Below are 21,283 nucleotides of genomic sequence, written 5' to 3' on the forward strand. Positions count from 1 at the left end.
CGGGCGCGTTCGGGGGGCAGTCTAGCCAAGGCGCGCGCGGCGCTAAAGGCGCTTTCCTGTGGATGGAACGGGCCGGTGTGCGTGGGGGGGGAGGTTTCGCGGCGAAACCGTTGCCGATCGCCTGCGTACGGAGCGCGGAGCGTTCAGGCGCCGTCGGGGCGTTTCAGCATCAGCGCGGTGCGCTTGCAGCGGGCGACGAGCGTGTCGTCCTGCTTGAAGCAGCGATGCTCGAACTCGACGAGGCCCTGGGTCGGGCGGGAGCGGCTTTCGCGCAGCGACAGCACGGTCGTCTCGGCGCGCAGCGTGTCGCCGTGGAAGACCGGGGCGGGAAATGTCACCTCGGAGAAGCCGAGATTGCCGGCGGTGGTGCCGAGGGTCGTGTCCTGCACGCTGAGGCCCACGAGGATGGCGAAGGTGAACATCGAGTTGAAGAGCCGTTCGCCCCATTCGGTGCCTTCGGCGAACTGCGCGTCGATATGGAGCGGCTGGGGGTTCATCGACATGAGGCTGAACATCGTGTTGTCGGCCTCGCTGACCGTGCGGCGCAGTTCGTGCCGGAAATGCTGGCCCTCGTGGAATTCCTCGAAATAGAGACCGGCCATCGCATTTCCCCCCGCGCGCGTTCCTCGGATGCGAGCCTGTCACGAAACCCGCATCCGTTCCAGCGCCCGTGGAAACGGGATGACTTGGCCGCCGCCGCACGGCTAGGCTGATCGGGAGCTCATCGGGAGGAGAGGCCATGGAACCCTGCATCGTCGGCTGGGGCCACACGAAATTCGGGGCGTTAAAGGATCGGACGCTCGAGGATCTGATCGTCGCGGCGGCGCGCGAGGCGCTTGACCATGCGGGCCTTCCGGCGGCCGAGGTCGACGGGATCTGGCTGGGGCATTTCAATTCGGGGATGGTGGGCGACGCCTTCGCCTCGTCGCTGGTCCTGTCGCTCGACGAGGATCTGCGCTTCACGCCCGCGACGCGGTGCGAGAATGCCTGCGCGTCGGGATCGGCCGCGATCTATTCCGCGCTCGACGCCGTCAGGGCGGGGTCGGCGAAGGTCGCGCTGGTGATCGGGGTCGAGAAGATGACCGAGCTCGACACGCGGGGCGTGACGAAGGCGCTGGCGGGCGCGTCGTACCAGAAGGAGGAATCGGATGTCAGCTTTCCGCAGATCTTCGGGCGGATCGCGGGGCAGTATTTCCAGAATTTCGGGGACCAGTCCGAGGCGCTGGCGCGGATCGCGGTCAAGAACCACCGTAATGCGATGTCCAACCCGCTGGCGCATCTGCACAAGGAGGTCACGTTCGAGTTCTGCAACACCGTGTCCGAGAAGAACCCGATGATCGCGGCGCCGCTCAGGATGACGGATTGCTCGCTCATTTCGGACGGGGCGGCGGCGATGGTGATCGTGGCCCCCGGGATGGCGGCGGATTTCCCGCAGGCGGTCACGTTCCGTTCCGCCGTGCAGGTCAACGACTTTCTGCCGATGTCGCGGCGCGACATGACCGCACTGGCAGGACCCGCGCGGGCGTTCGACCTGGCCTACGAGCGCGCGGGGATCGGCGTGGGCGACGTGGATTTCGCCGAGGTCCACGATTGTTTCACGATCGCCGAGCTGATGATCTACGAGGCAATGGGTCTGACGCCCAGGGGCAAGGGCGCGCGCGCCATCGCCGAGGGGGTCGTCGCCAAGGGCGGGTCCTGCCCGGTGAACCTGTCGGGCGGGCTCAAGGCCAAGGGGCACCCGGTCGGCGCCACGGGCGTGTCGATGCACGTGATGGCGGCGCGTCAGCTGACGGGTGCGGCCGAGGGGATGCAGGCCGAGGGGGCGGAGATCGGCCTCGTCTTCAACATGGGAGGATCGGGCGTCGCCAATTACTGCTCGGTGCTCGAGGCCGCGCGCTAGGGGCGTGCGCGGCCCCGTGGGGCGTCAGCCGCCCACGAAGGGCGCGTCGTCGCCCCAGAGCTGGCGGATGCGCGCGTCACGCCCGCAGCCCTCGCGGTAGCGTTTGTAGGCCACGCTTTTCGGAACGGCGAGGCCGACCGAGGAGAAGGCGATGCGCTCGTCGCTCTTGTAGTAATCCTGGTGGTAGGCGCCGACCGGATAGAATTCCGACGCCGCGACGATCGGGGTCACGATCTCCTGCCCGAGCTCCTGCTCGGCCGCGGCCTTGGCGGCTTCGGCGGCCTGGCGCTGATCCTCGTTCCGGACGAAGACGGCGGTCGTGTATTCGTGGCCGCGATCGCAGAACTGCCCGCGCGCATCGGTCGGGTCGATCGAGCGGAAGAACAGGTCCATCAGCTGGCGATAGCTGACCTGAGAGGGGTCGTAGGGGATCGTCACGGCCTCGATATGATCGCCCGAGGCGCGGTATTCGGGGTCGGCCGTGGTGCCGCCGGTGAAGCCGGAGACGACATCGCCGACGCCGTCCACCTTTTCGAAATCGGCCTCGACGCACCAGAAGCAGCCGCCGGCGACGATCGCGGTATCGGATTGGGCAGCCGCGGCGCCCGCCGTGGCGACGGCACCGAGCGCGGCGAGCAGCGCGGCCTTGGCGTATGAGATGGTGGTTTGCATGGGGACTCTCCTTATGACCGGAGGATCCCGCCGGGCGGGCCACGTTGCAAGCAAACCGCGCGTGAGTTCACGCCATGGTGAGGGAAGTCGGAAAAAAATCCCGGAGGTTGAAACTCGACCCGGGAGACTCCCGTGACTGAGGGTGTCGCGGTATTCGGGGCGTTCACAAAACGGGTTTTGGCGGTAACCGGCTAAGGGCTGCGCACAGGATCTGAACGTCGCCGCGGTGCGTAGTTCACCCGGAACGGGTGCCGAGGAATGTGCTGTTTTTGTCCTCGAGCATCCAGAGGCAGGCGGGTCCGTGCAACCCGCCTGCCGCCTTTCCTGTGACCTGCGTCACCGCCCCTTCAGGCGGCGGTCACGCGCCGCAATGAGCTTGAGCCGAAGAGCGTTCAGTTGAATGAATCCCGCTGCATCCTTTTGATCGTATGCCCCGGCATCGTCTTCGAATGTTACATGGGCCTCGGAATAAAGACTGTGATCACTCCACCTGCCAACGGTCCTTACCGAACCTTTGTATAGTTTGAGGCGCACCGTGCCGGTGACGTGCGCCTGCGAATGGTCGATCGCCGCCTGAAGCATCTCGCGCTCGGGGCTGAACCAGAAACCGTTGTAGATGAGCTCCGCGTAGCGGGGCATGAGCTCGTCCTTGAGGTGGGCCTGGCCGCGGTCGAGGGTGATCTGCTCGATCCCGCGATGCGCCTCGAGCAGGAGCGTGCCGCCCGGCGTCTCGTAGATGCCGCGCGACTTCATGCCGACGAAGCGCCCCTCGACGAGGTCGAGGCGCCCGCAGCCATGCGTGCCGCCCAGTTCGTTGAGCTTCGTCAGGAGCGCCGCGGGCGACAGGCGCTCGCCATCCACGCTGACCGCGTCGCCGCGCTCGAAGCCGATCTCGATATACTGGGGGGTGTCGGGCGCGTCCTCGGGATTGGTGGTGCGCTGATAGACGTAATCGGGCGCATCCTCGGCCGGATCCTCGAGCACCTTGCCTTCCGACGAGGTGTGCAGGAGGTTCGCATCGACCGAGAACGGCGCCTCGCCGCGCTTGTCCTTGGCGATCTGGATCTGGTGCTTTTCGGCGAAGTCGATGAGCTTGGTGCGGCTCGTCAGGTCCCATTCGCGCCAGGGGGCGATGACCTTGATGTCGGGGTTGAGCGCGTAGGCGGCAAGCTCGAACCGGACCTGGTCGTTGCCCTTGCCGGTGGCGCCGTGGGCCACCGCGTCGGCACCGGTCTCGGCCGCGATCTCGACGAGGCGCTTGGAGATCAGCGGCCGCGCGATCGAGGTTCCGAGCAGGTAGAGCCCCTCGTAGAGCGCGTTGGCGCGGAACATCGGGAAGACGAAGTCGCGGACGAATTCCTCGCGCAGGTCCTCGATGTAGATGGCGGACGCGCCCATGTCTTCGGCCTTCTTGCGGGCGGGCTCGAGCTCTTCGCCCTGGCCGAGATCGGCGGTGAAGGTCACGACCTCGCATCCGTATTCGGTCATCAGCCATTTGAGGATGATCGAGGTGTCGAGACCGCCGGAATAGGCGAGGACAACTTTCTTCGGCGCGGACATGGAGATCTCCTTGGAATGGTCGCGTGGCGATACCGGCTTTGCTAGGATGCGACAAGACGTCAACCCGAGGTCAACCCCTTTCGGAGAGACGGAGGAAGATCGCAGAAGGAGAGACCGATGAAGGGATGGCACCTGTTCCGCCACGCGCTGAAGATGATCAGCGGCAATGTGGGTGCGGCCTTTCGCGTCACGGGGCTGCCCTATGTCGTGATGCTGGCGATCACGCTGCTCTTGCCGGCAATCGTTCCGGCGCAGCCGACGGCGGCGGGGTTCCTCGTGCCCTTCGCCATCGCCATGGTCGCCTATCTGCTCGCCTTCGTGTGGATGGCGGTGCAGTGGCACCGCTATGTCCTGCTGGGCGAGATCCAGTCGGGGATCGTGCCGCACTGGCACGGATCGGCGAGCCGCGCCTACCTGCTGCGGTCGATCTTTCTGGGGCTTCTCACGCTGGTGCTGGCCGCTGTGGCTCTTTTCGTGTCGCATTTCCTCGTCATGGCGATGCCGTCGGCGGTGGCGACGCTCGTCCTCAATGTCGCGGCGATGGCGCTGGTGCTGACGGTCATCGGGCGGATCAGCCCGGTCCTGCCCGCCGCGGCCGTGAACGACCGGCTGTCGATCGGGGAGGCCTGGGCCGCGACCGCGGGCGGCACGGGCGCGATCCTCGTCTCGGGGGTGCTGCTGACGCTTCTGTCCTTCGTGCCGGCGATCCTGGTGGCGCTGGGCCTCGGCATCATCGCGGCGGTGTCGAGCCTGGCGTTCCAGTGGCTCGTCACGGTGCTGGGGCTGTGCCTGATGACGACGATCTACGGCCATTACGTCGAGGGGCGGGACCTTCTGGGCGGTCGGGACGAATTGACCTGAGCGCCGATCGGGCGCATCTCGGGGACATGACCGATATCGAAGCCCAAGCCATCGCCGTGACCGAGAGCCTGCGGGACCTCTTTCCCGCGACCCCGCTCCTGCGCAACGAATACCTGAGCGGGAAATACGAGGCCGATATCCGGCTCAAGCGCGAGGATCTCTCGCCCGTTCGGTCCTACAAGATCCGCGGGGCGTTCAACGCGATGCGCAAGGCGCTGGACGCGCGGCCCGACACGCGGCTTTTCGTCTGCGCGAGCGCGGGCAACCACGCTCAGGGCGTCGCGTACAATTGCAGCCATTTCGGCGTGAGGGGCGTGATCTTCATGCCGGTCACCACGCCGCAGCAGAAGATCGACAAGACCCGCGCCTTCGGCGGCGACGCGGTGGAGATCCGGCTGGTCGGCGATTACTTCGACGCCACGCTGGGCACCGCGAAGGCCTTCTGCGACGAGGCGGGCGGGCATTTCCTGTCGCCCTTCGACGATCCGGACGTGATCGAGGGGCAGAGCTCGGTCGGGGTGGAGATCCTGGCGGAGATGGAGACGGCCCCCGACATCGTGATCCTGCCCGTGGGCGGCGGAGGGCTTTCGTCGGGGATCACGCGCTATTTCGCCGACGCCTCGCCCGGGACCGAGTTCTATTATGTCGAGCCGCGGGGCGGGGCGAGCCTCGGCGCCGCGCTGGAGAAGGGCGAGCTCGTGACGCTCGACCGGGTGGACAGTTTCGTCGACGGCGCCTCGGTCGCGCGGATCGGGGAGCGGACCTTCGAGATCCTGCGCCATGTCGATCGCGACCGGGTGCTGGCGGCGCCCGAGGACCGGATCTGCGCCACGATCATCGAGATGCTGAACGTCGAGGGGATCGTGCTGGAACCGGCGGGGGCGCTGGCCGTCGACGTGCTGCCGGAGCTAGCCGAGCGGATCCGCGGCAAATCGGTCGTCTGTGTGACCTCGGGGGGGAATTTCGATTTCGAGCGTCTGCCGGAAGTGCGCGAGCGGGCGCAGAAATACGGCGGCGTGAAGAAGTACTTCGTGCTGCGGATGCCGCAGCGGCCCGGCGCCTTGCGCGATTTCCTCGAATTGCTGGGGCCCGACGACGATATCGCGCGGTTCGAATACCTCAAGAAATCGGCGCGCAACTTCGGATCGGTGCTGATCGGCATCGAGACGCGAGACCCTGCGAATTTCGCCACGCTCTTCGGCAGGCTCGACGCGAAGGGCTTCGTCTATCAGGACATCACCGACGACCGGACACTGTCGGAATTCCTGATCTAGACGGTGATCCCGTAGCGGTCGCGCACGAGCTTGCACGAGGTCGCGAAGGAGGTGCGGACGGGATCCGGATCGACGCGGGTGCCCGCGCGGGCCTGCGCCTCGCCGATCTCGCATTGCCGGACGAGGTTCTTGAACCCCACATTGGAGGCGCCGCCCTTCACGAAATGAAGATCCGCGCCGATCCCGGCGCTGTCGGGGTCGAGCCGCTCGATCACGGGGGCCGTCTCCTCGATGAATATGTCGATGATCTCGAGCAGGCCGTCGGATCCGAGCTGTTCCTGCAGATCGTCGAGCTGGGTCCAGTCAATCACCTTGCATCCTCCGGTTGGGGATCGCGATCCATTGACACGCCAGGGCTTAAGACAAGGTTATCAGATTGATTTACGTCCGATTAAACCTTCTGGGCGATAGCGGTGCGACCTCTGGTGACGGGACGCCAACTTGAACAAGACGCTCTTACCGCCGATCGGCACGCCGTACCGCCGGGAAGAGGGCGAGGCCCTTAAGCTGCTGGTTGTCGATGACAGCCGGTTGCAGCGCCGGTTGCTTCTGAGTGCGCTGAACGACACGCGCTACGAGGTGACGGAGGCCGACAGCGCGGAGGCGGCGCTGGAGATCTGCCGCAGATCGCCGCCCGACATCGTACTGAGCGACTGGGTGATGCCCGGCAAGTCGGGGCTCGACCTTTGTGCCGAGCTGCGCGCGCTGCAGGGCGAGAAGTACATCTATTTCATCGTGCTGACCTCGAAATCCGAGAAGGGCGAGCTTGCCCGCGCGCTGCGCGAGGGGGCGGACGACTTCCTGTCGAAGCCGGTGAGCTCGGAGGAGCTGCGCGGCCGGCTGCAGGCGGGAGAGCGGCTGCTGTCGATCGAGCGCGAGCTCACGCAGAAGAACCGCCTCGTGACCGAGACGCTCGAGGAGATGCGGGCGATCAACGAGGTGCTGAACCGCGACCTCGTGGAGGCGCGCAAGCTGCAGATGTCGCTCGTGCCCAAGGACACGACCCGGCTCGGCGATGCGGTGATGTCCTACATGCTGCGCCCGAGCGGCCATATCGGCGGCGACCTGGTGGGCGAGATCCGCTTCGCGCCCGACCGAATCGGGGTCTTCTCGCTCGACGTGTCGGGGCACGGCATCGCCTCGGCGCTGATCACCGCGCGGCTCGCCTCGTGGCTGTCGGGCAACCGGCCGGGATCGAACGTCGCGCTGGAGCGGACGGGCGACACGGTGTCGATGCTGCGCCCGAGCGAGACCTGCCGCAAGCTCAACGACCTCTTCATGGCCGAGATGGATACGGAGCATTACTTCACCATCGCCATCGCCGAGGTGAACGTCGTCACGCGCAAGGTCGTGTTCTGCCAGGCTGGCCATCCGCATCCGGCGCTGATCACGAACGATGGCGGGGTGCGGCTGCTCGGGAACGGGGGATTGCCGATCGGGCTGGTCGAGCAGGCGGAATACGAGGATTGCGAGATCACGCTCGGCCCGGGCGAGAGGCTTCTCATGTATTCCGACGGCCTGACCGAATGTCCCGATCCCGATGGCGGGATGCTCGACGATGCGGGGCTCGCCTCGATCGTGCGGCGCCATCACGACCGGTCGGGCAAGCGGCTGCTCGAGGCGATCAAGTGGGAGCTGCTGACGCTGGCCGACACGTCCGATCTGCCCGACGACGTCTCGGCGCTGATCCTGGAATTTCAGTCGAGCGAATAGAGAACCCGGCGCAGGAAATGCGCGTCGCCGGGATTGCCGAGCATGTCGGGGGCCAGGTGCGCAGGAACGCGGACCGCGCAATGATGCGGCTCGCTCGGCGGGGCGACGGCGCGGGCGGGACGCGCGAGGTAGATGTGGCAGAGCTTCTCGGCGTGCATCCCGTAATCCGGCATGTAGGCGAAGCGGCGGAAGGCGCCGATATGCCGCGGCCTGCCGATATGCCAGCCGGTTTCCTCGAGGACCTCGCGGTGGAGGGCGTGGAGCGGCTGCTCGCCCGGATCGATGCCGCCGCCCGGAAGCTGGAACTCGCGCTCGGGCACGTCCTGCCGGGTCAGCAGGATCTCGCGGCCGATGAGGAGGATCGCGTAGGCCCCCGGTCGGTGGATGTAGGAGCGTCCCGCCCGGGGCGGATCTCCGAAACGGCGGATCATGTGCGGCCCCCCGGGGTTCAAGCATCGGGCACCGGGCCCTATATTGCCCCCGTATGCCAAGCTCCGTCCCCCGAAGGAAGCCCATGACCCTAGGAAAGCAGATCGCCTGGGACGATACCGTCCTGCCATTCCAGCTCGATGCGTCGGATATCCGCGGCCGCGTCGGGCGGCTCGATACCACGTTGCAACAGGTCCTGTCGCAGCACGACTACCCGCCCGAGATCGAGGCGCTGGTCGCCGAGGCCACGTTGCTGACCGCGCTGATCGGCCAGACGATCAAGCTGCGCTGGAAGCTGTCGCTGCAGGTCAGGGGCGACGGGCCGGCCCGGCTCATCGCGACGGATTACTACGCGCCCGGCGACGACGGAACGCCCGCGCGCATCCGCGCCTATGCGAGCTACGACGCCGACAGGCTCGAGAGCGGGGTCGATCCGTTCACGCAGATCGGCAAGGGCTATTTCGCGGTGCTGATGGATCAGGGCGACGGGACGCATCCCTATCAGGGGATCACGCCCGTCGCCGGCGGATCGCTGTCGTCCTGCGCCGAGACCTATTTCGCGCAGTCCGAGCAGCTCCCCTCGCGGTTCGCGCTGTCCTTCGGGCAGGCGCAGAGCCCCGGAGAGGGCAGCCAGTGGCGTGCGGGCGGCATCATGCTCCAGCACATGCCCAAGGCCTCGCCGCTCAGGGCGGGTGCCGATGGCGGATCCGGCGATGCGGGACTGCTGCGGGCCGAGGACGTGCTCGACGGGGACGAGGCGGAGAACTGGAGCCGCGCGAACCTGCTTCTCGACACCGTCGAGGAGACCGAGCTGATCGGCCCGCATGTCGAGCCGACCGACCTGCTCGTCCGGCTGTTCCACGAGGAGAAGCCGCGCGTCTTCGACGCACAGCCGGTGAGCTTCGGCTGCACCTGCTCGGCCGATCGCGTGCGCCAGAGCCTGTCGATCTATTCCGCGAAGGACATCGCGCACATGACGACGGAGGAGGGTATCGTGACCGCCGATTGCCAGTTCTGCGGGGCGCATTACGAATTCGACCCGAAGACGCTGGGCTTCGAGGCGGAGGCGGTGCCGGACGGCGATGGATGAGTGGCCCGCCCGGCTGCGCGCGGCACTCGCCCGCGAGACCGGGCCGTCCTCGGATTTCGACCTGAACAGACAGGCCGCCCCCCAGGCCGCGAAGCTGAGGGGGGCGGGCGTGCTCGTCCCCGTCTGCGCCCGGACGGGGACGCTGATCCTGACCAAGCGATCGGCCATGCTGAGCCAGCATCCCGGCCAGATCGCCTTTCCCGGCGGCAAGATCGATCCCGGCGACCGCGATGCGACGGCGGCCGCCCTGCGCGAGGCCCATGAGGAAATCGGCCTGCCGCCCGACGCGGTCGAGGTGCTGGGCGAATTGCCGGGCCACGAGACGGTGACGGGCTTTTCGATGACGCCTGTGCTGGGCCTCGTCACGCGGCACTTCGATGAGGTGGCCGAGGCGGGCGAGGTGGCCGAGATCTTTCGCGTGCCGATGGAATTCGTGACGGATCGGGCCCGGTTCAGGGTCGAGGAACGCGACTGGCGCGGGCAGGCGCGGCGCTATTACGTCGTGCCCTACGGCCCCTACTACATCTGGGGGGCCACGGCGCGGATCCTGCACGGGCTGGCCGAGAGGCTTTCGACGTGATCCTCGACGGGCCGTGGCGGCACGATCCGGGCGCGGTGCAGGCGCTGGAGGTGCTGTCGCGGGGCGGGTATCGCGCGCTGGTCGTGGGCGGATGCGTGCGCAACGCCGCGCTGGGCGAGGGGGCGAGCGATATCGACATCGCGACGGATGCGCCGCCCGAGCGCGTGATGGAGCTTGCCCGCGCGGCCGGTTTGAAGGCGGTGCCGACGGGGATCGAGCACGGCACGGTGACCCTGGTGGCGGACGGGCGCGGCTACGAGGTCACGACCTTTCGCCGCGACGTCGAGACCGACGGGCGCCGTGCCGTCGTGGCATTCTCGGACCGGATCGAGGACGACGCGGCGCGGCGGGATTTCACGATGAACGCGCTCTATTCCGATGCGGACGGGCTGGTGATCGATCCGCTGGGCGGGCTCGACGACCTGATGGCGCGCAGGGTGCGCTTCGTCGGCGAGCCGCGCGCGCGCATCCGCGAGGATTACCTGCGGATCCTGCGCTATTTCCGGTTCCACGCCTGGTACGGGAATGCGGAGGACGGGCTCGACGCGGAGGCGCTGGCGGCATCCGCCGAGCTGGCCGAGGGGATCGAGCAGCTCTCGGCAGAGCGGGTCGGTGCCGAGATGCGCAAGCTGCTGGAGGCCCCGGACCCGGCCCCCGCGATCGGCGCGATGGAACAGGCGGGGATCCTCGCCCGCATCCTGCCGGGCGCATCGGTCGCGACACTGGGCGTGCTCGTCCATCTCGAGGAGCTGGCGGGGCAGGCACCCGAGGCGATGCGCCGTCTTGCCGCGCTGGGCGGTGAGGAGGCCCCCCGGCGGCTGCGCCTGTCGCGTGCCGAGGCCGGACGGCTCGACCTGCTGGTGCGCAGCATCCAGGGGACCGAGGGGGCAGCCGAACTCGCCTGGCGTCACGGAGCGGCCGTCGCGCGCGACGTGGAGCTTCTGCGGGCGGCGAGCTACGGCGCGTTGCTGCCCGCCGATCTGGAGGCACGCATCGCGAAGGGGGCCGCCGCGGAGTTTCCCGTGCGGGGCGCGGATCTGAAGGGGCGATACGAAGGGCCCGGGATCGGTGTCGCGCTGAGGCGGATGGAGGCGCGTTGGATCGCATCGGGCTTCGCGCTCGACCGGGAGGCCCTGCTCGACGGGGCGGATCCCGAGTGAGCGGGGGGCGGTTGCGCGTCGGGCCGTTCGGGCGCAGATAGGAGGCTCCCATGATCCGCAATCTCTCCTCCCTCATCGACGCATTCCGCCCCGCGGACGGCCCGCCGCCGCGCACGCTCTGGGCGTTCCTTGTCTGGACGCTCAAGGGGTCGTGGTTGTGGCTGGGCGTCTCGGCGTTCATCTCGTCGCTGGCGGGCGTGGCCGAGGTGGTCACGGCGCTGATCCTCGGGCGGATCATCGATTCGGCCGTGGGAACGGGCGTTTCGGACTATTTCTCGCAGAATACCGGCCTGCTGATCGGGGCGGTCGTGTTCTTCCTGCTGATCCGGCCGATCCTCTTCGGGGCGAGTGCGACGGCCAACTCGGTCATCGTGGCACCCAACGTCAATCCGCTGGTCCTGAGCCGGCTGCATCGCTGGACGCTGGGCCAGGCGGTCACGTTCTTCGACGACGATTTCGCGGGCCGCATCGCGCAGAAGCAGATGCAGACGAGCCGGGCGATCACCGATGTCGTGTCGGAGATCATCAACGTGGGCTTCTTCGCGCTGGCCACGCTGATCGGATCGACGCTGCTGCTGACCACGATCAACATGTGGATGGCGCTGGGCCTGGGGATCTGGGTGCTGGGCTATCTGTGGCTGATCCGCTGGTTCATGCCGCGCATCCGCGTGCGCGCCAAGGGCCGCGCGGCGGCGCGTGCGATGGTGTCGGGGCAGGTCGTCGACACGATCACCAACATCAAGACCGTGAAGCTTTTCGGGCATTCGGACTACGAGGATCGCGCGGCGCTGGGCTCGATCGCGCAGTTCCGCGAGACGGTCATCGATTTCGGGGTGCTCTCGGGGGCGTTCCGCTTCGCGCTGATGACGCTGGCGGGAATCCTGCCGGTGCTGCTGATCGGCGGGACGCTCTGGCTCTGGTCGGTGGGGATGGCGTCGGCGGGCGACATCGCGGCGGCGGGGGCCATCGCGATCCGCATCGCGCAGATGACGGGCTGGGTGTCGTTCACGCTCATGTCGATCTACGCGTCGCTGGGCGAGGCGGAGGACGGGATGATGACGCTGACGCCGCCGCACACGCTCGTCGATGCCGAAGATGCGCGCGAGCTGAGGGGTGGCGGCGCGGTGCGGTTCGAGGGCGTGACCTTCGCCTATGGCCGCGAGACGGGCGGCATCCGCGACATCGACCTGTCGATCGGGGCGGGCGAGAAGATCGGCATCGTCGGCGCCTCGGGCGCGGGGAAATCGACGCTCGTGGCGCTGCTCCTCCGGCTCTACGATCCCGAGCGGGGGCGCATCACCATCGACGGGCACGACATCCGCGACCTCACGCAGGAGAGCCTGCGCCGCCAGATCGGGATGGTCACGCAGGAGACGGCGATGTTCAACCGCTCGGCGCGGGAGAACATCCTCTATGGGCGCCCCGACGCGAGCGACGACGAGATGCGGCGCGCGGCCCACCGCGCCGAAGCGGGCGAGTTCATCGCGTCGCTTGCCGATTTCCGGGGGCGCGAAGGCTACGACGCCTATCTGGGCGAGCGGGGCGTGAAGCTCTCGGGCGGGCAGAGGCAGCGCATCGCGCTGGCCCGCGCGATCCTGAAGGACGCGCCGATCCTGGTGCTGGACGAGGCGACGAGCGCGCTCGACAGCGAGGTGGAGGCCGCGATCCAGACCGCGCTCGACCGGGTGATGGAGGGCAAGACCGTCCTCGCCATCGCGCACCGCCTGTCGACCATCGCGCAGATGGACCGGATCGTGGTGCTGGAGGGCGGCCGCATCGTCGAGGAGGGAACGCATGACGACCTCCTGGCGCGGCAGGGGACCTATGCGCGCTACTGGGCGCGGCAATCGGGCGGTTTCATGGGACTGGATGCGGCGGAATGACGGACGAGGTGACGATCGAGCGGCTGGGCCATCTGGGCGACGGTATCGCGGCGGGGCCGGTCTTCGTGCCGCGCACGCTTCCGGGCGAGGTCGTGGCGGGCGCGCGGGAGGGCGACCGCATCCCCGCGCCGAAGATCCGCACCCCGAGCGCGGAGCGCGTCGCGGCCGCCTGCCCGCATTACAATTCCTGCGGGGCCTGCGCGGTCATGCATGCGACCGACGCCTTCGTGGCCGACTGGAAGATCGGAATCGTGCGGCATGCGCTGGCGGGGTACGGGCTCGACGCGCCGATCGCCGGGATCGCGACCTCACCGCCAGAAAGCCGGCGGCGGGCGGTGCTGTCGGGGCGGCGTACCAAGAAGGGCGCGCTGGTGGGATTCCATGCCCGCGCGTCGGACACGATCACCGCGATCCCGTCCTGCCGCGTCGTGGTGCCGGCGATCCGTGCCGCGCTCGCCCCGCTCGAGGCGCTGGTCGTGGCGGGCGGGTCGCGGAAGGGCGAGCTGGCGATCACGGTCACCGACGGGCCTGCGGGGCTCGACGTGGCGGTGGCGGGCGGCAAGACGCCCGACCGGGCCCTGTCCGAGGAGCTGGCCGCCATCGCGGGCGCCGCGGATTTCGCACGGCTGAGCTGGAACGACGAGCTGGTGGCGCAGGCGCGCGCGCCGTTCCAGATGATGGACGGGCTGCGCGTGGTGCCGCCGCCGGGCGCGTTCCTGCAGGCGACGCTGGCAGGCGAGGCCGCGCTGCGCGAAGCCGTCGCCGGGATCGCCGCGGGGGCGGAGCGGGTGGTCGACCTTTATGCCGGCTGCGGGACCTTCGCCCTGCCGCTGAGCCGGATGGCGGAGATCCACGCGGTCGAGGGGCTGGAGGCACTGTCATCCGCCACGTTCGAGGGCTGGCGCGCCGAAGGCGGGCTGCACCGGCTGAGCGTCGAGACGCGTGACCTTTCCTCGCGTCCGTTGGTGCCCCTGGAGCTCGACAAGTTCGATGCGGCGGTGATCGACCCGCCACGGGCGGGGGCCGAGGCGCAGATGCGCGCCCTTGTCGATAGTGCCGTCGCCACGATCGCGGCGGTGTCGTGCAACCCCGCGACCTTCGCGCGCGACGCGGCCATCGCGGTGGCTGCCGGGTTCGCGATCCGCGAGATCCGCGTCGTGGACCAGTTCCGCTGGTCGCCGCATATCGAGCTTGTGGCGCATCTCGCGCGCTAGAATTGCAACGAGGCAATCCTCACGGCCTTGTGAAGCCAATGAATCGTGCGCGATGGCGGAAATCTGCGCTATGACAATCGGCAAAACAGACAATAGAGGGCGGGCAGGGCTCCGATGTCACTTATACGTATGACGCTGGCGGTATTGGCGCTGGCGATGCTGAGCGCGTGCGGCGATTCCAAGTTCCGCAGCTATGACGGCCCCGAGGTTACCCGGGTCGTCGTCTTCAAGACCGAGCGCGTGGTGCAGCTGATGCATCGCGACACGGTGCTCAAACGCTATGGCATGGGGCTCGGCTTCGCGCCTCAGGGCCACAAGCGGTTCGAGGGCGACGGAAGAACGCCCGAGGGGCATTACTACATCGACAGGCGCAATCCCAATTCGAACTATCACCTGTCGATCGGGATCTCCTATCCCAACGTGGTGGACCGGGCGCAGGCAGATGCGCTGGGCCTCTCGCCGGGGGGCAACATCTTCATCCACGGCGTGGGCAAGAACGTGGATCGCAAGACGGCCAAGGGCGACTGGACGGCCGGCTGCATCGCCGTTCAGGACCGCGAGATGGAGGAGATCTATGCGATGGTGCGCGACGGGACGCCGATCACCATCTATCCCTGAGACGGATCAGAACCCGACGGCACCGGCGGAGCCGGGCCGTCCGGTGACCATCGTCCACCAGATCTTTCCGCCGGGTTCCTGGAACCACGAGAAGCCCAGGTCGCGCGCCTCGGGGTTGAGGATGACCGCGCGCTGATCCTCCGCGCTCATCCAGGCGGAGAGGGTCTCGAGCTCGGTCTCGTAGGTCTCGGAGATGTTCTCGCCCAGAAGCTCGCCGCGATAGCCGACGCGCCGCGCCCGGTCGAGCGGAGAGGACCCGTCAGAGCCGAAATGCCACGGGCGGTTCTGCACCGACATGTCGCGCGAATGGGTCGCCGCGGCGGCCGTGAGTTCGGCATTGAGCGCGACCGGGGCCGCGCCCGCGGCCTGCCGTACGGCGTTCACCCCGTCGAGGAACCGAAGCTGGATCCGGTCGGAATCGCCCGAATTGATCTGGTAGAGCTGCGGCAGCGGGCGTCCGTCGGGCCCGTAGGCGACCTGTGCGGGGGGTGCCGAACAGGCCATGAGGGTCAGGCCGGCGATCGTCGTCAGCGCGATGGTACGGATCATCAGAGGTGGTTTCCCGCTATGTCACATACGGGCCATACCGCTTTCGCCCCGCGCGATCAATTCCGTCGCGAAACCCTTGGGAATAGCGCATGACGTTTCTTTGAATTGCGCGAAAGGCCCGCGGATCATAGTTTCGTGATCGATTCGTTCCCGAACATCCGGAGTTTTCCATGTCCCAGTCGTCGCATGACCGTCTGACCCGCCGCCTGTTCCTGGGGAGTGCGGCCGCCACGTTCGCCGCGCCGGCCCTCGCGCAGAATGCCGGCACCACGGAATTCCGCCCCGAAGTGTCGAACGTGATCCGCCGCAATGCGTCGAGTTTCCGAATGCTCGACTGGCAGCCCTATTTCGATTCGCTGAGGGGCGGCGCCATCCTCGTCGATATCACGTCCCGCGCGCTGCATTTCTGGAACGAGGACGAATCGGTCTATAAGCTCTACCCGACATCCGTGCCCGAGACCGACGACCTGACCCGCAAGGGCCGCACGGAGGTCATCCGCAAGGTCGAGGGGCCGAGCTGGGCCCCGACGCCCGCGATGAAGGAGCGCAACCCCGAATGGCCGGATTTCATCGGCCCGGGTCCGGACAATCCGCTTGGTACGCACGCATTGTATCTCAGCTGGCAATATTACCGGATCCACGGAACGCAGGACACGCGCAAGATCGGTCGGCGGTCCTCGAACGGCTGCATCGGCCTTTACAACAACCATATCGAAGAGCTTTACGGCCTGGCCGGGGCGGGGACGCAGGTGTTGCTAATTTGACAAAGTGGCCGGCGATTGGAACCCAAAACGGCCAAGCGAACTTTCCAGTCCGTCATTGTTACTGATTAAAAAGTCGGTGAGGAACAGTCTTAGGTGCCTGCTGAGGCCTCACCATCGAATAGGCACCGGGCGTATACTGGAGATACGATATGAAGAAACTTGCACTTGCCGCCGCTCTCTCGATCACCGCTACGGGCGCTTTCGCCGGCGGCATGGCTCCCCAGCCGGCCCCGATGATGGAGCCCGAAGTCGTGGTCGAAGAGTCCTCGGGCTCCTCGGGCGGCATCGTGATCCCGCTTCTGCTGCTCGCCGTCGTGGCGGCTGCCGTCGCAGACTGATCGGTCGACAATCTGATCATGAAGCGGTCGGGCAGAAATGCCCGGCCGCTTTTCGTTTCGAAGGTCCCGCCGTCAGATCCAGCCCTTGAGATTGTCCTCGATCACGCCGGCCAGCGCCGAGATATGCGCGTCGTCGTCGTTGAGGCAGGGAATGTAGGTAAACTGCTCTCCGCCGGCATGTTCGAAGCTCTCGCGGATCTCTTCGTTGATCTCCTCGAGCGTCTCGATGCAATCGGCCGAGAAGGCGGGAGCGATGACGGCGATGCGCTTCTTGCCCGCCTCCGCCTGCCGGGCGACTTCCTCGACGGTGTAGGGACGCAGCCATTCCTCGGGGCCGAAGCGGGACTGGAACGTCGTGACGATGTCGCCGTCGGACCATCCGAGCCGTTCCCTGAGCAGGCGCGACGTCTTCTGGCACTGGCAATGGTAGGGGTCGCCTTCCATCAGATAGCGCTGCGGCACGCCGTGATAGGAAGCGACGAGGATGTCGGGCTTGGTCTCCATCGCGCCGATCGCACGCTCTACCGAGCCGGCCAGCGCGTCGATATAGCGGGGATCGTCGAAATAGGCGGAAACGGTCCTGACTGAGGGCTGCCATTTCTCGCGCATGAGCGCGCGGAAGAACTGGTCGTTGGCGGTCGCGCTCGTCGCGCCGGCATATTGCGGGTAGAGCGGGAAGAAGACGATCTTCTGGCAGCCCGCGCGCACCATTTCGCGCACCTTCGAGCGGGTCGAGGGATTGCCGTAGCGCATGCAGAAATCGACCATGACGCGGTCGCCATGCGCCGCCTCGAGTTCGGCCCGAAGTTTGGCGGTCTGTGCCTTGGTGATGGTCAGGAGCGGGCTTTCGCCCGCCTCCTCGTTCCAGATCGACTTGTAGGCCGCGCCGCTCGAAAACGGGCGCTTGGTCAGGATCACACCCTGCAAAAGCGGCTGCCAGATCCAGGCGGAATAGTCGACGACCCGCTTGTCCGAGAGGAACTCGTTCAGATAGCGGCGCATGCTCCAGTAATCGTAGCCGTCGGGCGTGCCGAGATTGGCGAGCAGAATTCCGATCTTGGCGGGCGGCACGCGGGGATGGTCCTGCGGCGCATGGTCGGGCCGCGTGGCATCCTCGCCCGTGAAAAGCGGTTCTCCGTCGGGCGATTTGGCATCCAGCATGGTCAGAGCGTCCTTCGTTGGTGCACCGGGAATATCCCGTTCATGCCGGGGGTCAATCACCACCGTCGCGAGACGTCCCGTCGGGCCCCGTTCGCGCGGTTTCCAGAATGTCGGCAAGCCGCGCCTGGGCGGAGCCGGGACGGAGCGGTTTCTGCTGACTTTCGTGGGGGGCCCAGCCGGACAGGAAGATGAGCTCGAACGTCGCGCGGATCCGGTCGGGCGCGTCCGTGGCGGCGAAGCGGTCGGCATAGATCGCGCCCGCACGCTCGAGGATCCCGCGGCCGAGCGTGCGGCGGTCGCGTGCGGCGAGCGCGTTGCCCTCGCCCATCTCGCGAAGCTCGCGCATCAGGTGACGCGCGTCGCGATAAGACACGACGTAGGTATCCGTGTCGGCCACCGGCTGTGCGAGGCCGCCGCGCTGGATGAGCCCGCCGAGATCGCGGATCTCGCCCATCGGGGCCACGCGCGGAGAAATGCCGCCCCGGAGCGCGGTCTCGGCCTCGGCCAGCGCGATGCGGAGCTCCGACAGGGTCTGGCCCCCGAGGGTCACGCAGAGAAACAGGCCGTCGGGCCGGAGCGCGCGGCGGGACTGCACGATCTGTCCGACGGGATCGTCGGCCCAGTGCAGCGACATGGCATGGATGACGAGGTCGTAGCTTTCGGGCTCGAGGTCGATGCGGTCCTCGTCGGGGACGATCCGCGCGCCGGGAAACTGCGCGGCCCAGAATTCGGGCTGGCCGGTCACGACGGCGATCTCGGTAAACTGCCTGTTAACCTCTTCCAGTCTCTCCTTGAGTTCATCCGCGGCGATCTCGTGCAGGAATGCCGCGCCGGGGCGAAAGCGGCTGCGGTTGCGGGCGAGTTGCGCGCGGTCGGTCAGGCGAGGTGGCTGGGTCATGGGCCAGCAGATAGGGGATTTCGATGTCGATGCAATCGGCGCTGGCGTTGATCTATCCGCCGCATTGCGCCACCTGCGAGGCTCCGGTGTCGGATCGCGGCGGGATTTGCGGCGATTGCTGGCGCGACACGCCGTTCATCCTGGGGCTCTGCTGCGACGTGTGCGGCATGCCGTTGCCGGGGGAGGATGACGAGACCTGGCTTTGCGACGATTGCCTGAAATGGGGCCGGCCCTGGCTCAGGGGGCGTGCGGCACTCGTCTACGAGGGGCGGGCGCGGCAGCTCGTGCTCAGGATCAAGCATGGCGACCGGCTCGACCTCGTGCCGGCGGCGGCTGGATGGATGATGCGGGCGGCGGCACCGCTCCTGCTGCCCGAGACGCTGCTCGTGCCGGTGCCGATCCACTGGCGGCGGCTGTTCAGGCGGCGCTACAATCAGGCGGCGGCGCTTTCGCGCGAGATGGCGCGGATCGGCGGGTGCGATCATGCGCCGCGCGCCCTGCTGCGGCCACGGCCGACGCGGGTGCAGGACGGCAAGTCGGCGGCCGAGCGGTTCAGCGATCTCGAGGACGCGATCGAGCCGCATCCGCGCTACGGTGCCGCGATCGAGGGGCGTCCGGTCCTGCTGGTCGACGACGTGATGACCTCGGGGGCGACGCTCTCGGCCTGCACGGAGGCCTGCTATCGCGCCGGAGCGGGGAAGGTGGACGTCGTCACACTGGCACGCGTGATGCGGGGCACCTAGATAGCGGGTCGAACGACATTCCCCGAAAGGAGCCCCGATCAATGGCCCGTATCGAGATCTATACCACGCCGCTCTGCGGTTTCTGCCACGCCGCCAAGCGCCTGCTGACGAACAAGGACGCGTCCTACGCCGAGATCGACGTCTCGGGCGACCCGGAGCGCCGTCAGGAGATGATGAAGCGCGCGAATGGCCGTCACACGGTGCCGCAGATCTTCATCGACGACGCGCATGTGGGCGGGTTCGACGATCTTTCCGCGCTGGAGCGGGACGGCAAGCTCGACCCGATGCTGCAAGCCTGAGCGATGCGCGCGGCGCTGGTCCAGCTGACCTCGGGGCACGATCCGGCCCTGAACCTCGCGGCGACGCGCGCGGCGGTCGCGCGGGCGGCCGAGGGGGGCGCGGATCTCGTCACCACGCCCGAGGTCACGAACTTCATCTCGGTCAATCCCGAGGATGCCCGGGGGCGGCTTTTCGTCGAGGACGAGGACCCGACCCTTGGGGCTCTGCGCGAGGACGCGGCACGGCACGGCATCTGGCTGCATGTCGGATCGCTTGCCCTGCGGAGCGGCGATGCGGACGGGCGGCTCGCCAATCGCTCGGTCCTGATCGGGCCCGACGGGTCGATCGCGGCGCGATACGACAAGATCCACATGTTCGACGTGGCGATCGACGCGACCGAGACCTATCGCGAATCGGATCGCTACCGCCCCGGTGATCGTGCCGTGCTGGCGCGGACGCCGATGGGGACGATCGGTCTGACCGTCTGTTACGACGTCCGTTTCGCGCGGCTCTACCGCGATCTGGCGCGGGCGGGGGCGGGCATCCTGATGGTGCCGGCGGCGTTCTCGCCCGTGAGCGGTGCGGCCCATTGGGAGCCGCTGTTGCGCGCGCGCGCCATCGAGACCGGATGCTTCGTTCTGGCCGCCGCCCAGACGGGCCGACACGTCGCCTCGGACGGGCGGGAGCGGCGGACGCATGGCCATTCGCTCGCCGTGTCGCCGTGGGGCGAGGTCCTGGTGGATGCGGGCACGGAGCCCGGCGTGACCTTCGTCGATCTGGATCCGGCCGATGTGGACCGTTCGCGCGCGAGGATCCCGAGCCTCGGCCTCGAGCAGGACTATGCCGCGCCCTGAGGCCGCTGGGCGGTCATGACGTAGTTCACGGCGAGGTCGCGGTCCGAGATCCGCCACTGCCAGCTCAGGGGATTGAAGACGAAGCCCGCGCGGTCCACCGGGTCGATCCCGGCACCCCCCAGCATGGCGGAAAGCTCGTCCGGGGTAATGAATTTCTGCCAGTCATGCGTGCCCTTGGGCAGCCAGCGCATGATCCATTCGGCCCCGATGATCGCGGCCCCAAAGCTGAGGGTCGTGCGGTTGATGGTCGAGCAGATCACGATGCCGCCCGGCCGGAGGAGATCGCGGCAGGCCGCGAGGAAGGCATGCGGGTCGGACACGTGCTCGATCACCTCCATGGCGAGGACGATGTCGAAGCTTTCCCCGGCCTCGGCCAGCGCCTCGGCGCTGGTATGGCGGTAGTCGATCTCGAGCCCCTGTTCGTGCGCGTGGTGTTCGGCCACGGGAATGTTGCGTTCGGCAGCGTCGGCACCGACGACCGTCGCGCCGAGCCGGGCCATCGGCTCGCAAAGAAGCCCGCCGCCGCACCCGATATCGAGCAGGCGCAGACCCTCGAACGGGCGGGAGGAGCGCAGGTCGCGACCGTATTCGCCCGCGATCTGCGTGCAGATGTAATCGAGCCGCACCGGGTTCATCATGTGCAGCGGCTTGAACTTGCCTTCGGGGTCCCACCATTCGGCGGCCATCGCACCGAATTTGTCGATTTCGCCTTGATCGATGGTGGAGACGGGCATCGCGACCTC

The 21,283-nt window shown here is 67.7% G+C and carries 24 protein-coding genes; 15 read left to right on the top strand and 9 right to left on the bottom strand.

What is annotated here, in order from left to right; genetic code table 11:
* Positions 1-143: 143 nt before the first annotated feature.
* Positions 144-602 carry a MaoC family dehydratase gene (locus RVY76_RS13065; protein ID WP_317374554.1) on the bottom strand — a complete coding sequence of 153 codons (459 nt, stop codon included), beginning with the start codon at positions 600-602 and terminating at the stop codon, positions 144-146.
* Positions 603-739: 137 nt separating this feature from the next.
* Between RVY76_RS13065 and RVY76_RS13070 the strand changes: the two genes are divergently transcribed.
* Complete coding sequence (locus RVY76_RS13070; RefSeq protein WP_317374555.1) at positions 740-1,900, top strand: acetyl-CoA acetyltransferase; 1,161 nt, start codon at positions 740-742, stop codon at positions 1,898-1,900.
* 24 nt (positions 1,901-1,924) lie between these two features.
* On the opposite strand, the gene msrA is transcribed toward RVY76_RS13070, so the two are convergent.
* Positions 1,925-2,572 carry a peptide-methionine (S)-S-oxide reductase MsrA gene (msrA, locus tag RVY76_RS13075; protein ID WP_317374556.1) on the bottom strand — a complete coding sequence of 216 codons (648 nt, stop codon included), beginning with the start codon at positions 2,570-2,572 and terminating at the stop codon, positions 1,925-1,927.
* Between the two features lie 336 nt (positions 2,573-2,908).
* On the bottom strand, positions 2,909-4,132 hold the full coding sequence (locus RVY76_RS13080) for an argininosuccinate synthase (RefSeq protein WP_317374557.1): 1,224 nt from the start codon (positions 4,130-4,132) through the stop codon (positions 2,909-2,911).
* A 117-nt stretch (positions 4,133-4,249) separates the two neighbouring features.
* Here RVY76_RS13080 and RVY76_RS13085 point away from each other — a divergent pair, with 117 nt between their 5' ends.
* On the top strand, positions 4,250-4,993 hold the full coding sequence (locus RVY76_RS13085; protein WP_317374558.1) for a hypothetical protein: 744 nt from the start codon (positions 4,250-4,252) through the stop codon (positions 4,991-4,993).
* Positions 4,994-5,019: 26 nt separating this feature from the next.
* The gene (gene ilvA, locus RVY76_RS13090) at positions 5,020-6,267 is read left to right on the top strand and encodes a threonine ammonia-lyase IlvA (RefSeq protein WP_317374560.1); all 1,248 of its coding nucleotides are present in this window, start codon (positions 5,020-5,022) and stop codon (positions 6,265-6,267) included.
* Here the strand turns inward: ilvA and RVY76_RS13095 are convergent.
* Positions 6,264-6,578: an Hpt domain-containing protein gene (locus RVY76_RS13095; protein WP_317374561.1), complete on the bottom strand. Its 315-nt coding sequence runs from the start codon at positions 6,576-6,578 to the stop codon at positions 6,264-6,266. The two genes, ilvA and RVY76_RS13095, sit on opposite strands and share 4 nt — an antisense overlap.
* Before the next feature lie 130 nt (positions 6,579-6,708).
* Between RVY76_RS13095 and RVY76_RS13100 the strand changes: the two genes are divergently transcribed.
* Entirely contained in the window at positions 6,709-7,980 is a 1,272-nt protein-coding gene (locus RVY76_RS13100) for a PP2C family protein-serine/threonine phosphatase (protein WP_317374562.1), read from the top strand.
* Here RVY76_RS13100 and RVY76_RS13105 read toward each other — a convergent pair.
* The gene (locus RVY76_RS13105) at positions 7,965-8,411 is read right to left on the bottom strand and encodes an NUDIX hydrolase (RefSeq protein WP_317374564.1); all 447 of its coding nucleotides are present in this window, start codon (positions 8,409-8,411) and stop codon (positions 7,965-7,967) included. The genes RVY76_RS13100 and RVY76_RS13105 overlap by 16 nt on opposite strands.
* Positions 8,412-8,494: 83 nt before the next feature.
* On the opposite strand from RVY76_RS13105, the gene RVY76_RS13110 reads away from it, so the two are divergent.
* The 6 genes from RVY76_RS13110 to RVY76_RS13135 all read left to right on the top strand — a co-directional run bounded on the left by RVY76_RS13110 (position 8,495) and on the right by RVY76_RS13135 (position 14,954).
* Positions 8,495-9,499 carry an Hsp33 family molecular chaperone HslO gene (locus RVY76_RS13110; RefSeq protein WP_317374565.1) on the top strand — a complete coding sequence of 335 codons (1,005 nt, stop codon included), beginning with the start codon at positions 8,495-8,497 and terminating at the stop codon, positions 9,497-9,499.
* A complete protein-coding gene (locus tag RVY76_RS13115; RefSeq protein WP_317374566.1) occupies positions 9,492-10,079 on the top strand; it encodes a CoA pyrophosphatase in 588 nt (195 codons plus the stop codon). Before RVY76_RS13110 ends, RVY76_RS13115 begins: the two co-directional genes overlap by 8 nt.
* Positions 10,076-11,239: a CCA tRNA nucleotidyltransferase gene (locus RVY76_RS13120; RefSeq protein WP_317374567.1), complete on the top strand. Its 1,164-nt coding sequence runs from the start codon at positions 10,076-10,078 to the stop codon at positions 11,237-11,239. The genes RVY76_RS13115 and RVY76_RS13120 overlap by 4 nt, the downstream gene beginning before the upstream one ends.
* Before the next feature lie 50 nt (positions 11,240-11,289).
* Complete coding sequence (locus RVY76_RS13125; RefSeq protein WP_317374568.1) at positions 11,290-13,122, top strand: ABC transporter ATP-binding protein; 1,833 nt, start codon at positions 11,290-11,292, stop codon at positions 13,120-13,122.
* Positions 13,119-14,336 carry a class I SAM-dependent RNA methyltransferase gene (locus RVY76_RS13130; protein WP_317374570.1) on the top strand — a complete coding sequence of 406 codons (1,218 nt, stop codon included), beginning with the start codon at positions 13,119-13,121 and terminating at the stop codon, positions 14,334-14,336. The genes RVY76_RS13125 and RVY76_RS13130 overlap by 4 nt, the downstream gene beginning before the upstream one ends.
* A 114-nt stretch (positions 14,337-14,450) precedes the next feature.
* The gene (locus RVY76_RS13135; RefSeq protein WP_317374572.1) at positions 14,451-14,954 is read left to right on the top strand and encodes a murein L,D-transpeptidase family protein; all 504 of its coding nucleotides are present in this window, start codon (positions 14,451-14,453) and stop codon (positions 14,952-14,954) included.
* 6 nt (positions 14,955-14,960) lie between these two features.
* On the opposite strand, the gene RVY76_RS13140 is transcribed toward RVY76_RS13135, so the two are convergent.
* The gene (locus RVY76_RS13140) at positions 14,961-15,503 is read right to left on the bottom strand and encodes a CAP domain-containing protein (RefSeq protein ID WP_317374574.1); all 543 of its coding nucleotides are present in this window, start codon (positions 15,501-15,503) and stop codon (positions 14,961-14,963) included.
* Between the two features lie 170 nt (positions 15,504-15,673).
* On the opposite strand from RVY76_RS13140, the gene RVY76_RS13145 reads away from it, so the two are divergent.
* Complete coding sequence (locus RVY76_RS13145; RefSeq protein WP_317374575.1) at positions 15,674-16,267, top strand: L,D-transpeptidase; 594 nt, start codon at positions 15,674-15,676, stop codon at positions 16,265-16,267.
* Positions 16,268-16,416: 149 nt separating this feature from the next.
* A complete protein-coding gene (locus RVY76_RS13150; RefSeq protein WP_317374577.1) occupies positions 16,417-16,605 on the top strand; it encodes a hypothetical protein in 189 nt (62 codons plus the stop codon).
* A gap of 72 nt (positions 16,606-16,677) precedes the next feature.
* On the opposite strand, the gene hemH is transcribed toward RVY76_RS13150, so the two are convergent.
* Together hemH and RVY76_RS13160 are read right to left on the bottom strand one after the other, a co-directional pair.
* A complete protein-coding gene (gene hemH, locus RVY76_RS13155; RefSeq protein WP_317374578.1) occupies positions 16,678-17,766 on the bottom strand; it encodes a ferrochelatase in 1,089 nt (362 codons plus the stop codon).
* Positions 17,767-17,818: 52 nt separating this feature from the next.
* A complete protein-coding gene (locus RVY76_RS13160) occupies positions 17,819-18,664 on the bottom strand; it encodes a methyltransferase domain-containing protein (RefSeq protein WP_317374579.1) in 846 nt (281 codons plus the stop codon).
* Between the two features lie 23 nt (positions 18,665-18,687).
* On the opposite strand from RVY76_RS13160, the gene RVY76_RS13165 reads away from it, so the two are divergent.
* From RVY76_RS13165 to RVY76_RS13175, 3 genes are read left to right on the top strand one after another with little or no spacing between them, the layout of a single operon-like run.
* On the top strand, positions 18,688-19,407 hold the full coding sequence (locus tag RVY76_RS13165) for a ComF family protein (RefSeq protein WP_317374581.1): 720 nt from the start codon (positions 18,688-18,690) through the stop codon (positions 19,405-19,407).
* 41 nt (positions 19,408-19,448) lie between these two features.
* Positions 19,449-19,706: a glutaredoxin 3 gene (gene grxC / locus RVY76_RS13170; RefSeq protein ID WP_317374582.1), complete on the top strand. Its 258-nt coding sequence runs from the start codon at positions 19,449-19,451 to the stop codon at positions 19,704-19,706.
* Positions 19,707-19,709: 3 nt separating this feature from the next.
* Positions 19,710-20,540 carry a carbon-nitrogen hydrolase family protein gene (locus tag RVY76_RS13175; RefSeq protein WP_317374583.1) on the top strand — a complete coding sequence of 277 codons (831 nt, stop codon included), beginning with the start codon at positions 19,710-19,712 and terminating at the stop codon, positions 20,538-20,540.
* Here the strand turns inward: RVY76_RS13175 and ubiG are convergent.
* Complete coding sequence (gene ubiG, locus RVY76_RS13180; protein ID WP_317374584.1) at positions 20,525-21,274, bottom strand: bifunctional 2-polyprenyl-6-hydroxyphenol methylase/3-demethylubiquinol 3-O-methyltransferase UbiG; 750 nt, start codon at positions 21,272-21,274, stop codon at positions 20,525-20,527. The genes RVY76_RS13175 and ubiG overlap by 16 nt on opposite strands.
* Positions 21,275-21,283: the final 9 nt, after the last annotated feature.

Source organism: Palleronia sp. LCG004, assembly GCF_032931615.1.
GTDB lineage: Bacteria > Pseudomonadota > Alphaproteobacteria > Rhodobacterales > Rhodobacteraceae > Palleronia.

Coding starts and splice junctions, on each gene's coding strand:
- RVY76_RS13065 (WP_317374554.1), bottom strand. CDS start 602: ATGGCCGGTCTCTATTTCGAGGAATTCCACGAGGGCCAGCATTTCCGG.
- RVY76_RS13070 (WP_317374555.1), top strand. CDS start 740: ATGGAACCCTGCATCGTCGGCTGGGGCCACACGAAATTCGGGGCGTTA.
- msrA (WP_317374556.1), bottom strand. CDS start 2,572: ATGCAAACCACCATCTCATACGCCAAGGCCGCGCTGCTCGCCGCGCTC.
- RVY76_RS13080 (WP_317374557.1), bottom strand. CDS start 4,132: ATGTCCGCGCCGAAGAAAGTTGTCCTCGCCTATTCCGGCGGTCTCGAC.
- RVY76_RS13085 (WP_317374558.1), top strand. CDS start 4,250: ATGAAGGGATGGCACCTGTTCCGCCACGCGCTGAAGATGATCAGCGGC.
- ilvA (WP_317374560.1), top strand. CDS start 5,020: ATGACCGATATCGAAGCCCAAGCCATCGCCGTGACCGAGAGCCTGCGG.
- RVY76_RS13105 (WP_317374564.1), bottom strand. CDS start 8,411: ATGATCCGCCGTTTCGGAGATCCGCCCCGGGCGGGACGCTCCTACATC.
- RVY76_RS13110 (WP_317374565.1), top strand. CDS start 8,495: ATGACCCTAGGAAAGCAGATCGCCTGGGACGATACCGTCCTGCCATTC.
- RVY76_RS13115 (WP_317374566.1), top strand. CDS start 9,492: ATGGATGAGTGGCCCGCCCGGCTGCGCGCGGCACTCGCCCGCGAGACC.
- RVY76_RS13125 (WP_317374568.1), top strand. CDS start 11,290: ATGATCCGCAATCTCTCCTCCCTCATCGACGCATTCCGCCCCGCGGAC.
- RVY76_RS13130 (WP_317374570.1), top strand. CDS start 13,119: ATGACGGACGAGGTGACGATCGAGCGGCTGGGCCATCTGGGCGACGGT.
- RVY76_RS13135 (WP_317374572.1), top strand. CDS start 14,451: ATGTCACTTATACGTATGACGCTGGCGGTATTGGCGCTGGCGATGCTG.
- RVY76_RS13140 (WP_317374574.1), bottom strand. CDS start 15,503: ATGATCCGTACCATCGCGCTGACGACGATCGCCGGCCTGACCCTCATG.
- RVY76_RS13145 (WP_317374575.1), top strand. CDS start 15,674: ATGTCCCAGTCGTCGCATGACCGTCTGACCCGCCGCCTGTTCCTGGGG.
- RVY76_RS13150 (WP_317374577.1), top strand. CDS start 16,417: ATGAAGAAACTTGCACTTGCCGCCGCTCTCTCGATCACCGCTACGGGC.
- hemH (WP_317374578.1), bottom strand. CDS start 17,766: ATGCTGGATGCCAAATCGCCCGACGGAGAACCGCTTTTCACGGGCGAG.
- RVY76_RS13160 (WP_317374579.1), bottom strand. CDS start 18,664: ATGACCCAGCCACCTCGCCTGACCGACCGCGCGCAACTCGCCCGCAAC.
- RVY76_RS13165 (WP_317374581.1), top strand. CDS start 18,688: ATGTCGATGCAATCGGCGCTGGCGTTGATCTATCCGCCGCATTGCGCC.
- grxC (WP_317374582.1), top strand. CDS start 19,449: ATGGCCCGTATCGAGATCTATACCACGCCGCTCTGCGGTTTCTGCCAC.
- RVY76_RS13175 (WP_317374583.1), top strand. CDS start 19,710: ATGCGCGCGGCGCTGGTCCAGCTGACCTCGGGGCACGATCCGGCCCTG.
- ubiG (WP_317374584.1), bottom strand. CDS start 21,274: ATGCCCGTCTCCACCATCGATCAAGGCGAAATCGACAAATTCGGTGCG.